Below are 11,985 nucleotides of genomic sequence, written 5' to 3'. Positions count from 1 at the left end.
CGCTCCGCAGACAGTTGTCTGCGGAGCGCCGCTGTTCTTAGCTTTTGTGAGATACTTTATCGACTGTCCTTCGGGGAGGGAATTACATCAAGCCTGCGGTGATCTGAAGCGGGCCGCTTAATTCCGGTTTGCAGAGTTGGTGGTGTCTTTCAGCAGCACGTCGTGTGCGCCGCCCTCCACAATGGAGACGGAGGACACCAGCGTCAGCTTGGCTTTTTCCCGCAGCGCGGGAATACTCAGCGCCCCGCAGTTGCACATGGTGGAACGGATTTTGGCAAGGGTGGTAGACATGCCGTCTGCCAAAGCGCCTGCGTAAGGCACGTAGGAATCCACGCCCTCTTCAAAGCTGAGCTTTTTGTCGCCGCCTAAGTCGTACCGCTCCCAGTTCCGGGCACGGGCGCTGCCCTCGCCCCAATACTCCTTCATATAGCTGCCGCCCACCAGCGTCTTTGCGGTGGGGCTTTCGTCAAACCGGGAGAAGTACCGTCCCAGCATGCAGAAGTCCGCGCCCATGGCCAGCGCCAGCGTGATGTGATAGTCCTGCACAACGCCGCCGTCGGCGCAGATGGGAACGTAAATCCCGGTTTCTTCAAAATATCGGTCCCGTTCCGCCGCCACGTCGATCACCGCCGTGGCCTGTCCTCGGCCGATGCCCTTGGTTTCCCGGGTGATGCAGATGGAGCCGCCGCCGATGCCGACCTTTACAAAGTCGGCCCCGGCGTCCGCCAGAAAGCGGAAGCCCTCGCCGTCCACCACGTTGCCCGCGCCGATTTTCACGCTGTCGCCGTATTTTTCACGGGCCCAGACAAGGCAGCGCTTCTGCCATTCGGAAAAGCCCTCCGACGAGTCCATCACCAGCACGTCCGCTCCGGCCTCCACCAGCGCGGGAATCCGCTCCTCATAGTCCCGGGTGTTGATGCCTGCGCCCACTACATAACGCTTTTGCCCGTCCAGCAGCTCCAGAGGATTGTCCTTGTGGGTGTCGTAATCCTTGCGGAACACAAAGGCCACCAAGGCTCCGTCCCTGGAGACAATGGGGAGGGCGTTGAGCTTGTGGTCCCAGATCAGGTTGTTGGCCTCCTTCAGGCTGGTGCCCTCCGGGGCGAAGACCAGCTTTTCCATGGGGGTCATAAAGGAGGTGACCTTCTCCGTGCCGTCCATGCGGCTGACGCGGTAATCCCGGCTGGTGACAAGGCCCAGAAGCCGGCCGGTGCCGGTTCCGTCCTCGGTTACGGCCATGGTGGAGTGACCCGTTTTTTCCTTCATGGCCAGCACGTCGGAAAGGGTGCTGTCGGGCCGCAGGTTGGAGTCGCTGACCACAAAGCCCGCCTTGTGGCCCTTTACCCGGCGGACCATCTCGGCCTGTCGGTCGATGGGCTGGGACACGTAAATGAAGGCTACGCCGCCTTCCCGGGCAAGGGCAATGCCCATCTCATCCCCGGAGACGGCCTGCATCACGGCGGAAACCATGGGGACGTTGGCGGAGAGAGCAGGCTCCTCCCCTCGGCGGAATTTCACAAGAGGGGTTTTCAGAGACACATTGGCGGGAATGCACTCCACGGAGGAGTAGCCCGGCACCAGCAGGTACTCGCTGAAGGTGTGGGAGGGTTCGTTGAAAAAATATGCCATAAGGCCACCTCTTTCGTTGTGTATGTTGGAGGGAAACGGACGGCGCACACTCGGCAGAAGCCGGAAAATAAGCCCCCAGTCCGATTTTTCTTGTTCTCTAGAATACCACGTCCCAGAAAAAAAGCAACGGGTATAAGAAAAAAGTCTGAAACAATGCGCTTGTCGCAGCTCTGATAACAATCAGTGGCCGTTTTTCCATACAAAAAGACGCGGGAATTCCCGCGCCTTTTCCCAACCTTATATGGGGAGAGCATTTGTCACAGCTTTTTGCGCATGACGGTCAGGTTGAAAATGCCGTCCGAAAAATACTGACGGGAGAAAAATACCGGCTTCCCGTCAATGTCGTAGTCCACCTCATCCATGCGCAGCAGGGGCGCACCCACGGGAAGACCGAAAATTTCGGAAAGCGCCGCATCCGCCAGGCTGGGCTTCACGTCAGTCAAATCCAGATAGGGGGTCACGTCGCAAAACTGACCGAGGAAGTGGAAAATGGGAAACTTGAGATCTTTGGCGGTGTAGCTGCCGCTGACAAGCGCCTTTTCAATGATGTCCTCGCAGTAGATGGCGGGCTTGCCGTCGGCGGTGCACAGCCGGGAAATGCGAATCACCGGGGCGCTCACCGGGATATGGAGTTTGCGCGCCACATCCGCGTCCGCCTGATCGTCCGCCGTCCGGACAAATGCCACGGCGGGCTTGTGCCCGCTCTGGCGAATCATGTCCAGAAATTCCAGCTCGATGTCCATGCGGGTCTGAATATTTAAAACGTGGCGGTTGATGACGGTACCTACGCCGTGGCGGCGGGTGATAAAGCCCTCCCGCTCCAAAGAGGCCAGCACATCCCGCAGTTGGGTGCGGCTGATGCCCATGCTCTCCGCCAGCGCGCTCTCTCGAGGAAGACGGTCGCAATTGGCATAGGCACCGTCCCGCATGGCGGCGAGAAGCTGTGTGCGAATGGTTTTGGACCGGGGTAGCTGATCGCTCATAATACGCACCTCATTATTGATGAAATCTATCATAGCAGGTAATACCTCATAAGCTGCCCCCATTATAGCCGCCTTTTGAGTTTGTCGCAACTGACAAAATCCACAGATTTCGTCCTTGGGCTTTTACGCAGAGAGGAGGCTCCGGAAAAAATGATTTTTGTGTAAATTACTGGTGGACATTTGTCCACAGAATTATTATAATGGCAGTTGTCGGACTCTGCGCCGCCTTATTTGACGGCTGCCATATGCGAATGGACTGAGGCTTTTCGACGGATTTAAGAGCGCAGGAAGAGCATTTTTAAGGAGGAGCTTGTGAAGAATCTGATTTTAATCGGTATGCCAGGCACGGGCAAGAGCGCCGTGGGCAGGGCCTTGGCGGAGCGCCTGGGGTATACATTTTTAGATGTGGACGATGTGATTAACGAGCGGACCGGAAAGACCCTGAAGGAATTGCTGATGGAGATGGGTGTGGACGAATTTGTGGTGCTGGAGGGGAAGATTGGCGAAAGCCTGAACCTTGACAGCACGGTGATTGCCACCGGCGGCAGCATGGTGCTCTCCCACGATGCCATGGAGCATTTGCTGGAAAACGGCGTCGGCATCTGGCTGGAAACGCCTTTGCGGGAAATTGAAGGCCGGATGCCGGAGGATTTGTGGGACCGGGGCATCGCCGCGCCCAGAGATATGACCATCCGGGAGATTTACCGGGAACGGGAACCGCTGTACGCCAAGTATGCCGACATGATTGTGGCCAGCCGGGAAGGCGAGGACGCCACCGCCCATCAGGTGGAGCAAGTGATGCGCACCGTAGGGCTGAGTCTGATAAGCTGAGGAGGGCGCTATGAATATCAATACAAAAAGAAATATTATGCTGAGCTTGCTGTCTGTGGCCGTTATCTGGAACGGCCTGTGCCTGCTGAGAGTTTTTCCCCTTCTGTATTTCAGGCTGTCCGTGTTTTTGCTTGCGGGATGCTCGGCGGTGATGGTATTTGTGCCGCTGCTGTTTCCTGCATTCAGAACTGCGGACGGAACATCAAGCGCTTATTCTGCGCTTACGCCGAAGGAAAAGCGGCTGTCTCTGGTGACGATTGCGCTGGCTGCGGCGTGGATTGCCACGCTGGCGGTCTGCGTCGCCTATTCCGGATAGCTGACTGCGCAAAGCGCCGCAGGCAATGGGAAGTACCGCTGTTTTCAAAAGGCGCTGCGGCTCGCCGTGAACGAAGCATGATAAAAAAGCCCCCGGCTCGTCAAGAGCCGGGGGCTTGTAATTTGGGATACCGTGCTTGGGCTGCAAGGCGCTTTAGTACCCACTGATGTCAAGGGACGGGTCGTCCGTGCCTTTTTCTACCGACTGGATGGTCAGCTCATACCCCCGCCCCTCGCCCAGATCCACATGGACGATTTCCCCGGCCCGGTGGCCCAGCACTGCCTTTGCAACCGGGGATTCCTTGCTGATCAGGCCCTTCAGCGCGTCCTGACGCAAGGTGGTGACGATGCGGATGGTCTGGGGCACGCCCGTAGGGGAGGGGATGATGACCACCGTGTCAAATAAGCCTGCCCCGTCTGCTGTATCGGCGGCGTCGGGTCGGATGATTTTGGCTGTTTGAATCATTTTCTGGAGGTAGCGAATGCGGCTGTCGTTGCGGTTTTTGTCCCGCTTGGCGCATTTGTACTCGAAATTTTCGCTGAGGTCGCCAAAGCCTCGCGCAATTTGCACGTCCTCAATCAGCTTTGGACGCAGCACGGCTGTGCGGTAAGAAATTTCTTCCTCCATTTTTCGGATGTCAACTTCTGTCAGCTCGTCGTACATAAAACCCTCCCAAGCGTGATTTTCAGGTTACAGGTCCTGCTTTTGCCCAACGCGTGCCGGAAGGGCCTCATGTGTGCCGCTTCCGTCGGCTCCGGCGGGGGCCTTTTCCGCCGTGCCGGCTTCGGGAGAGGGGGCTTCCACGTTGTCGGTCGGGGAGCGGCCCGCCGCTTTGTCTTCCCGTGCCAGCAGGAAGATGGTGGCGAGAATTAGGAGAAAGCCGATTAGGTCCGCGGGAGAAAAAGTCGTGCGCAGCCACAGGGCAGAGCAGACCGTGGCAGACACCGGCTCTGTGGCTGCCAGCATGGAGGACTTCACCGGCCCGATGTCGGAAATGCCCTGCATAAACATGGGGAACGCCAAAGTGGAACCCAAAATCACCGCGCCAGCCACCGCCAGCCAGCCCTGCCAAGGCAGATTCACGGAATAGCGCCAGCTCCGGGCTGCGAGATTGATGAACACGCCGCCAATCACCATACCCGCGCCGGTAACCATCAACTGCCCCCAGCGCCGCACCAGCACACGGGGAAGCAGAGTGTAAGTCGTCGCCGCCACAGCGGTGAGCAGGCCCCAGAAAAGCCCCCGCACGGAAAGAGACATCTGCCCGGGGTTGCCGCCGGTGGCCAGAATGAAGGTTCCTGCCAGCGCCAGCAGCAGAGCCGCAATTTGGATGCGGCTGGGCAGCGTCCGGGTATGGGCGCAGGTGATGAGCATGACCAGCACAAGGCTCAGGGTTTGCAGCACCGTGGTGGTGCCCGCATTGCTGTACCCGATGGCAGTCAGGTACGCATACTGGCACATCAGCAGGCCAAACAGGCCGAAGACTGCCAGCTTTGCAAGCTCCCTGGGCTGGCGGACCAGCGCCAGCAGATCCCGCCCGTATTTAGGTAGGATCAGCAACGTCAGGATTCCGCCGCCCATCAGCGTCCGCACGCACACCAGCCAGATAGGCGGCACACCAAAGGTTTCAAACAGATATTGCCCGCAGGCGCCGGAAACGCCCCAGAAAACGCCGCCGAATGCGGAGCATAGAGTGCCCCGCAGGGCGCGTTGCTTTTCCGTCATGAAAGTACCTCTCAATACATGGAGCCCCGGCGTGGTCGCGCTGAGGAACCTGAAAAGCGCGGCTTCCCGTTGTTGCGGGAAGCCGCGCGGTATCTTCGATTCTAACGCATTTGATTATGGATTGCAAGGCCCATCCTCGGGGAGGAGGCTCTCGGTGGCCACGCAGGCGACAATGACGCCCGCCCCCAGCAGCCCTGCGGGACTAAGCCGCTCTCCCAAAAGAAGAAAGGAGAACAGCGCCGTCATCACCGTGGAAAGGGACCGGAGAAACGCCACACTGGTGGCTGCGGAAGGGTAATGGCCACATTGCCCACCACGCTTGCCAAGGCAATGCACAGGGCCGAACCAATCCAGTCCCGGACACGGCAGCGGCGCAGTCCTTCCGCAATCCGTCTCCCGGAAAACACAAAAAGCGTAAGCAGCGCCAGCAGATACCGCACAAAAAGCAGGGTAAACACCGGCACCACGCTGAACGCGTTTTTGGAGATGGGGTCCCCAAAGCCAAAAAACAGGCTTTGCAGCAGAATCAGGCCCACGGCCAGCCGGGGCGTCAGGTGCGGGGCGGAACTGCTTGCTGCGTCGGGCGGTTGGCCGTCCGCCCCCGGAGCGTCCGTCGATGGGGAGGAATCTTCCTCCAAACATTCCTCTGGGACGCATTCCGGATACTCTTTTTGAGTGTACTCCGGACACTCATCCAAAGCGTACTCCGCACAATTCTCGGAGAAAGACCGCTCCCCCAAGTCGGGAATGGGCGCGTCAGGCGCATCTAAAATGTCGCCCCACGGAGGGGAAAACGCTTCTGGGTTTTCTGCCAAGGCTGTGTCAGACTGCCGTTCCATCAGCGGTACTCCCTCCTCTTTTGCGTAAAATTGTTTTAAAACTTCCGCTTTTTCTCCGCGTCGCAATAGGCGCAGCGGTACACGTGCTTTTCCCGGTCGCTCAAAAGGAAGATGGAGTCCAACTGCGGTTCCTCTGCCGTGATGCACCGGGGATTTTTGCAGTGGATGATATTTGTGAGCCGCGCGGGAAGCTCCAGATGCTTTTTCGCAACCCGCACCCCGTCCCGAATGACGTTGACGGTGATGTTGGAGTCTATGTAGCCCAGCACGTCCAAATCCACTTCCATGGGAGAGTCGATTTTAATAATGTCCTTTTTTCCCATCCGCCCGCTGCGGACGTTTTTGATAATGGCCACGGAGCAGTCCAACAGGTTCAGATGCAGGTACTTGTAAATGTCCATAGATTTTCCGGCCTGAATGTGGTCCAGCACCACGCCGTTTTGAATGCTGTCGATATTCACTGGCAAACCCTCCTTCATTCTGCGCACAGGCCCAGAAGCAAAAGAATCAGGGCCATACGGATAAACTTTCCGTTTCTCACCTGCCCGAAATAGCAGGCCCGGGGGTCGTCGTCCACTGCCACGGCAATTTCATTCACCCGGGGCAGGGGGTGGAGGATACACAAATCCTTCTTTGCAGGAACCAGCTTCTCCGGATCAAGAACGTAAGTGTCTTTCAGGCGGATATAGTCGGCCTCGTTGAAAAACCGCTCCTTTTGTACCCGGGTCATGTACAGGATGTCAAGGTCTGGAATGGCATCCTCCAGCGAGTCTGTTTCCCGATAAGCAAGGCCCTGCTTTTCCAGCACGTTTTCCTTCAGGTAGCCCGGCAGCTTCAGCTCCTCCGGAGAGATAAACACAAACTGGATGCCGCTTTGCCGCGCGAGCGCGTTCACAAGAGAGTGGACCGTGCGCCCAAACTTTAGGTCGCCGCAGAAACCGATGGTAAAATCGTTCAGCCGTCCCTTTTCCCGATGGATGGTCAGAAGGTCTGTCAGGGTTTGGGTGGGGTGGTTGTGGCCGCCGTCTCCGGCGTTGATAATGGGAACCTCTGCCCGCTGTGCGGCGGCGAAGGGTGCGCCCTCCTTGGGGTGGCGCATGGCGATGATGTCGGCATAGCAGCTTACGGTACGGACGGTGTCGGTCACGGTTTCGCCCTTGGCGGTGGAGGAGGACGACGCTTCGGAAAAGCCCAGAACGCTGCCGCCAAGGGCCAGCATGGCGGATTCAAAGCTCAGCCGCGTGCGGGTGGAGGGCTCGAAAAACAACGTGGCAAGCTGTTTATGGGCACAGAGGTCCTGATATTTTCCGGGATGGTCAATCATGTCCTCCGCCGTGGCGATTAGGCCGTCAATTTCGGCGGGGGTCAGGTCGGTGATGTCGATAAGGTTTCGGTTTGACATGGAGATGCTCCTTTCCTGTGTACCGCAAAGGGGATTAGACTGTCATCCAGCTCTCGTCGCCGGGGTTGGCGCGGAACTGCTTCAGGCGGCGGATGTCCTCGGGCTTGATTTTTCCCTCCTGCGCCGCCACCTCACATACCGCGTCAAAATTGCTCAGGCTGAAGTTTGCCACATCGGCAGATGCCAGCCGGTCAAGGCCCTTTTGAAGGCCATAGGTGAAGATGGAAGCGATGCCCAGCACCTGCGCCCCGGCTTCCCGCAGAACGTCTACCACCTCAATACAGCTTCCCCCGGTGGAAATCAGGTCCTCCACCACCACGACCTTCGCGCCTTTTTCTAGCTTGCCCTCAATCTGGTTGCCTCGGCCGTGGTCCTTGTGGCCGGAGCGGACGTAGCCCATGGGCAGGTCCATGAGATGGCCCACAATGGCGGCGTGGGCAATCCCGGCGGTGGAGGTGCCCATCAGCACCTCGACCTCGCCAAACCGCTCCCGAATCAAGGAAGCAAGACCCTCCTCCACATGGGTGCGCACCGCCGGTGCGGTGAGGGTCAGGCGATTGTCGCAGTAGATGGGGCTGCGGATCCCGCTGGCCCATGTAAACGGATCGTCGGGCCGCAGAAACACCGCGCCGATGGATAAAAGATCGTGGGCAATCTCATGTTCCATATTCATATCCTTCAGTCTCCTTATAATTTAATGGGTAAATGCTGACAAAAAACGTGGTTAGTCTCCCAGAAACTCCTGCACCGCGCGGCGGTAAGCCGCCACGGGGTCCTCCGCCTGCGTGATGGGACGGCCCATCACCAGATAATCGCAGCCGCTTGTTCCCGCCCGCGCCGGGGTCATGACGCGCTTCTGGTCCCCCGCGTCCCCGTCCGCGAAGCGGACGCCGGGCGTGACGGTGAGGAAACTTTCGCAGCAGGCGGATTTTACGCCTGCTGCTTCCAGCGGGGAACACACCACGCCGTCAAGGCCGGACGCGGCGGCATTTTTGGCGTAGGAAAGGACGGTTTCCTCCATGGGGAGGTCAATCAACAGCTCGTTTTTCAGCGTTCTGGGGTCGGTGGAGGTGAGCTGGGTCACGGCAATCAGCAAAGGCCGGGTCCCGTCCGGGCGGGTAAGCCCCTCCAGCGCGGCGCGCATCATCTCCGACGCGCCGGCGGCGTGGAGGTTCACCATGTCCACATCCAGACGGCTGAGAACCCCCATGGCCCGCTTCACCGTGTTGGGAATGTCGTGGAGCTTCAAGTCCAGAAAGATTTTGTGGCCCCGGTCCTTGATTTCGCGGACCATGTCCGGCCCTTCGGCGTAAAACAGCTCCATGCCGATTTTTACATAGGGCTTCTCCCCGGCGGGAAAACGGTCCAGAAATGCCAGAGCCTCCGCGCCAGAAGGAAAGTCCAAAGCGATAATAATGTCCTTATGCATGATGTGCGCCTCCTGTCAAGAGTGAGATTTCCGTCACGCCCAGCCGCTCGCACACGGCGGGCAGTTTTTCAACAATCGTTTTGCAGACGCTAGGATTTTTCAGGTTTGCCGCGCCAATTTCCACGGCGGAAGCTCCCGCCAGCAGCATTTCGCACACGTCCTCGGCGGAGCTTACCCCGCCGCAGCCGATGATGGGTAGGTTCGTGGCCTCGTACACGTCCCACACCATCCGCAGCGCCACCGGAAACACGGCGGGACCGGACAGGCCCCCGGTGCGGTTTGCAAGCAGTGGACGCTTTGTGTGCAGGTTGATGCGCATACCAAGCAGGGTGTTGATGAGACACAGGCCGTCCGCCCCGGCGTCAGCACAGGCCCGGGCAATTTGGGCAATGTCCGTCACGTTGGGGGAGAGCTTGATGAATACCGGCTTGTCCGTGGCGGCTTTTACCGCCGCCGTCACCTCTGCGGCGGCGACAGGGTCGGAGGCAAAGTTTTTGCCCCCCGCATGGACGTTGGGACAGGAGACATTCACCTCAATGATAGCGACCTGTGGGCAATTGTTTAATTTCCGGCAGTTCTCCGCGTATTCCTCCATGGTTCCCCCGCCGATGTTGGCGATGACCGGGCCTTGAAAGATTTTTGAGATGTGGGGAAGCTCCTCCGCCAAAACCGCATCGATGCCCGGATTTTGCAATCCCACGGCGTTGAGCATTCCGCTTGCCGTCTCCGCAATGCGGGGCTGAGGGTTTCCAAAGCGGGGACTGGCAGTGGTGCCTTTAAAGGAAAAACTGCCCAAAATATTCAAGTCGTAAACTTCGGCAAATTCCCGTCCGTACCCAAAGGTGCCGGAGGCGGGGATGACGGGGTTTTTCAGCGCCACGTTTCCCAGTTTTACACGTAAATCTACCATACCAGCTCCTCCTTTCGGAACACGGGGCCTTCTTTGCAGACCCGGCGAGGGCCGTTCGCCGTCTCGATGGTGCAGCCCATGCACGCGCCAAAGCCACAGGCCATCCGGGCTTCAAAGCTATACTGCCCGTCCGTCAGCCCCGGCAGGGACCAGACGGCCTTCAGCATCGGCGTGGGACCGCAGACAAAGGCGGTGGTGCAATCCGCTGCTGTGCGAGTGAGATCGGTGACAAAGCCCTTTGTGCCAAGACTTCCGTCTTCCGTAGAGATGAAAAGGCGGCAGCCGAGGCCCGCAAATTCTTTGAGGTAAAACGCGTCCTTCCCGGTGCGAAAACCCAGAGCGACCGTGGGGTTGATTCCCTGTTCCAGCAGCCGTCCCGCAAGGCCGAACAGCGGGGCCGCGCCCACGCCGCCGCCGATGAGAATGGGATTGTTTGGGCAGTTCTCGAGGTCAAATCCGTTGCCAAGGCCCGAAAGAGTGTCCAACTCCGTGCCGGGGACGGAGCGCACCAACTCCCGGGTCCCGTCGCCCACCACACGAATCAACAGAAGCAGCGCGCCCTGGCCCCAGTTGGCCACGGAGATGGGGCGGCGCAGGGATTTTCCCGGCAGGGCTATGTTTACAAACTGCCCCGGTGCAGTGATGTCCGAGGTGTCCCCGGAGAGGACCATTTCATAGGTGTCGTCGGTGAGTTGGCGGGTATGCTCCACGGTAAAGAGAGATTGTTTCATACGTCCTCCCGTTGAAAATCAGTGTAGACCAGCTCCCCGTCACAGACGGTAGCCGCCACGGCGGCGGACGCCAGCCACCCGTCGAAGGGGGTGGCCCGGCCCAGAGAGCGGAACGCGTGGCTGTCGATGCGGTGGGGGCGGTTCAGGTCCAGCACCGTCAGGTCGGCGGGCGCGCCGGGGGCGATTTCCCCGCCGCTCAAGCCGAAAATTCGCCGGGGGCGAAGGCACAGACGGTCCACCAGCAGTTCAAGAGAAACAAGCCCCGTGCGGACAAGCTGAGTGTACAACACGGGGAATGCCGTTTCCAGCCCTACAATGCCAAAGGCGCTGCGGCGCAGGCCTTTGGATTTTTCTTCAGCGGAGTGGGGGGCGTGGTCGGTTGCGATGCAGTCGATGGTCCCGTCCAAAAGACCCTCCAAAAGCGCGTCCCGGTCCCGGGCAGAGCGCAGGGGCGGATTCATTTTAAACCGGCCCTCGTCCTGCAAATCGTCCTCGCACAGCACCAGATAATGAGGTCCCGTCTCACAGGTGACGGGCAGGCCCTCGGCCTTTGCCCGGCGAATGAGATCCACGCTCTCCTTGGTGGAAATATGGCAGACGTGATATTGGCACCCGGTTTTCCGGACCAGCCCAATGTCCCGCTCCACCTGCCGCCACTCGCTTTCCGACGAGATGCCGGGCAATCCGTGGGCCTTTGCAAAGGCCCCGTCGTGAATGCAGCCGCCGGGGATCAGCAATCCGTCCACCTCGCAGTGGGCCACAATGGGCCGGTTCAGCGCCTTGGCAGTGTTCATGGCGGTGCGCATCATCTCGTCGGACTGTACGCCTCGCCCATCGTCGGAAAAGCCGATGACGTGGGGGGCCATGCCCTCCATGTCGGCAAGAAATACCCCCTGCTCCCCGGCGGTGACGGCCCCGTATGGATAAACATGCACCTTTGCGTCCCGGGCGATCATAGCAAGCTCCGGCTGAAGCGTTTCCAAGCTGTCGGGGACCGGTTTCAGGTTCGGCATGGGGCACACGGCGGTATAGCCCCCTGCGGCGGCCGCCGCCGTTCCGGAAGAAATCGTCTCTTTATAAGAAAAACCAGGCTCCCGAAGATGTACATGCACATCGACGAAACCTGGAACAATAAAAAGACCATCCAATTTAATAACCGACTGATTATCACGGGGAAGAGAGGGGGAAAT

The 11,985-nt window shown here is 59.1% G+C and carries 14 protein-coding genes; 2 read left to right on the top strand and 12 right to left on the bottom strand.

What is annotated here, in order from left to right; all coding sequences use genetic code 11:
• Positions 1–117: 117 nt before the first annotated feature.
• Positions 118–1,629 carry an IMP dehydrogenase gene (locus B2W96_RS03830; RefSeq protein ID WP_293008726.1) on the bottom strand — a complete coding sequence of 504 codons (1,512 nt, stop codon included), beginning with the start codon at positions 1,627–1,629 and terminating at the stop codon, positions 118–120.
• A gap of 257 nt (positions 1,630–1,886) precedes the next feature.
• Complete coding sequence (locus B2W96_RS03825; RefSeq protein WP_293008724.1) at positions 1,887–2,612, bottom strand: GntR family transcriptional regulator; 726 nt, start codon at positions 2,610–2,612, stop codon at positions 1,887–1,889.
• A gap of 312 nt (positions 2,613–2,924) precedes the next feature.
• On the opposite strand from B2W96_RS03825, the gene B2W96_RS03820 reads away from it, so the two are divergent.
• A complete protein-coding gene (locus B2W96_RS03820) occupies positions 2,925–3,443 on the top strand; it encodes a shikimate kinase (protein WP_293008722.1) in 519 nt (172 codons plus the stop codon).
• A 10-nt stretch (positions 3,444–3,453) separates the two neighbouring features.
• Positions 3,454–3,759 (top strand): hypothetical protein, encoded by a 306-nt coding sequence (locus B2W96_RS03815; RefSeq protein ID WP_293008720.1) that lies wholly within the window; start codon positions 3,454–3,456, stop codon positions 3,757–3,759.
• Between the two features lie 153 nt (positions 3,760–3,912).
• Here the strand turns inward: B2W96_RS03815 and B2W96_RS03810 are convergent, their stop codons facing one another.
• The 10 genes from B2W96_RS03810 to B2W96_RS03765 form a co-directional block, all read right to left on the bottom strand.
• On the bottom strand, positions 3,913–4,422 hold the full coding sequence (locus B2W96_RS03810; protein WP_293008718.1) for a GreA/GreB family elongation factor: 510 nt from the start codon (positions 4,420–4,422) through the stop codon (positions 3,913–3,915).
• A 27-nt stretch (positions 4,423–4,449) separates the two neighbouring features.
• Positions 4,450–5,484 carry a DMT family transporter gene (locus B2W96_RS03805; RefSeq protein ID WP_293008716.1) on the bottom strand — a complete coding sequence of 345 codons (1,035 nt, stop codon included), beginning with the start codon at positions 5,482–5,484 and terminating at the stop codon, positions 4,450–4,452.
• Between the two features lie 245 nt (positions 5,485–5,729).
• The gene (locus tag B2W96_RS03800) at positions 5,730–6,323 is read right to left on the bottom strand and encodes a DMT family transporter (protein WP_293008714.1); all 594 of its coding nucleotides are present in this window, start codon (positions 6,321–6,323) and stop codon (positions 5,730–5,732) included.
• 35 nt (positions 6,324–6,358) lie between these two features.
• Entirely contained in the window at positions 6,359–6,784 is a 426-nt protein-coding gene (locus tag B2W96_RS03795) for an aspartate carbamoyltransferase regulatory subunit (protein WP_293008712.1), read from the bottom strand.
• Positions 6,785–6,798: 14 nt separating this feature from the next.
• Complete coding sequence (gene pyrB / locus B2W96_RS03790; protein ID WP_293008710.1) at positions 6,799–7,725, bottom strand: aspartate carbamoyltransferase; 927 nt, start codon at positions 7,723–7,725, stop codon at positions 6,799–6,801.
• A gap of 34 nt (positions 7,726–7,759) precedes the next feature.
• Complete coding sequence (gene pyrE / locus B2W96_RS03785; RefSeq protein WP_293008708.1) at positions 7,760–8,398, bottom strand: orotate phosphoribosyltransferase; 639 nt, start codon at positions 8,396–8,398, stop codon at positions 7,760–7,762.
• A gap of 51 nt (positions 8,399–8,449) precedes the next feature.
• Positions 8,450–9,154: an orotidine-5'-phosphate decarboxylase gene (gene pyrF, locus B2W96_RS03780; RefSeq protein ID WP_293008706.1), complete on the bottom strand. Its 705-nt coding sequence runs from the start codon at positions 9,152–9,154 to the stop codon at positions 8,450–8,452.
• Positions 9,147–10,064, bottom strand: a complete 918-nt coding sequence (locus B2W96_RS03775; protein WP_293008704.1) for a dihydroorotate dehydrogenase — start codon at positions 10,062–10,064, stop codon at positions 9,147–9,149. The genes pyrF and B2W96_RS03775 overlap by 8 nt, the downstream gene beginning before the upstream one ends.
• Positions 10,058–10,795 carry a dihydroorotate dehydrogenase electron transfer subunit gene (locus B2W96_RS03770; protein ID WP_293008702.1) on the bottom strand — a complete coding sequence of 246 codons (738 nt, stop codon included), beginning with the start codon at positions 10,793–10,795 and terminating at the stop codon, positions 10,058–10,060. Before B2W96_RS03770 ends, B2W96_RS03775 begins: the two co-directional genes overlap by 7 nt.
• The coding region (locus B2W96_RS03765) for a dihydroorotase (RefSeq protein WP_293008700.1) at positions 10,792–11,985 on the bottom strand (1,194 nt) is incomplete at its 5' end. The genes B2W96_RS03770 and B2W96_RS03765, both read right to left, overlap by 4 nt.

Source organism: Oscillibacter sp. UBA6647, assembly GCA_002455655.1.
Taxonomy (GTDB): domain Bacteria; phylum Bacillota; class Clostridia; order Oscillospirales; family Oscillospiraceae; genus Oscillibacter.
Note: the sequence above shows the minus strand (reverse complement) of the source record. Positions and strands in the feature narration are given on the sequence as shown.

Excerpts from the sequence above, each read along its gene's own strand:
- B2W96_RS03830 (WP_293008726.1), bottom strand. The coding sequence starts at position 1,629 with ATGGCATATTTTTTCAACGAACCCTCCCACACCTTCAGCGAGTACCTG.
- B2W96_RS03825 (WP_293008724.1), bottom strand. The coding sequence starts at position 2,612 with ATGAGCGATCAGCTACCCCGGTCCAAAACCATTCGCACACAGCTTCTC.
- B2W96_RS03815 (WP_293008720.1), top strand. The coding sequence starts at position 3,454 with ATGAATATCAATACAAAAAGAAATATTATGCTGAGCTTGCTGTCTGTG.
- B2W96_RS03810 (WP_293008718.1), bottom strand. The coding sequence starts at position 4,422 with ATGTACGACGAGCTGACAGAAGTTGACATCCGAAAAATGGAGGAAGAA.
- B2W96_RS03805 (WP_293008716.1), bottom strand. The coding sequence starts at position 5,484 with ATGACGGAAAAGCAACGCGCCCTGCGGGGCACTCTATGCTCCGCATTC.
- B2W96_RS03800 (WP_293008714.1), bottom strand. The coding sequence starts at position 6,323 with ATGGAACGGCAGTCTGACACAGCCTTGGCAGAAAACCCAGAAGCGTTT.
- pyrB (WP_293008710.1), bottom strand. The coding sequence starts at position 7,725 with ATGTCAAACCGAAACCTTATCGACATCACCGACCTGACCCCCGCCGAA.
- pyrE (WP_293008708.1), bottom strand. The coding sequence starts at position 8,398 with ATGAATATGGAACATGAGATTGCCCACGATCTTTTATCCATCGGCGCG.
- pyrF (WP_293008706.1), bottom strand. The coding sequence starts at position 9,154 with ATGCATAAGGACATTATTATCGCTTTGGACTTTCCTTCTGGCGCGGAG.
- B2W96_RS03775 (WP_293008704.1), bottom strand. The coding sequence starts at position 10,064 with ATGGTAGATTTACGTGTAAAACTGGGAAACGTGGCGCTGAAAAACCCC.
- B2W96_RS03770 (WP_293008702.1), bottom strand. The coding sequence starts at position 10,795 with ATGAAACAATCTCTCTTTACCGTGGAGCATACCCGCCAACTCACCGAC.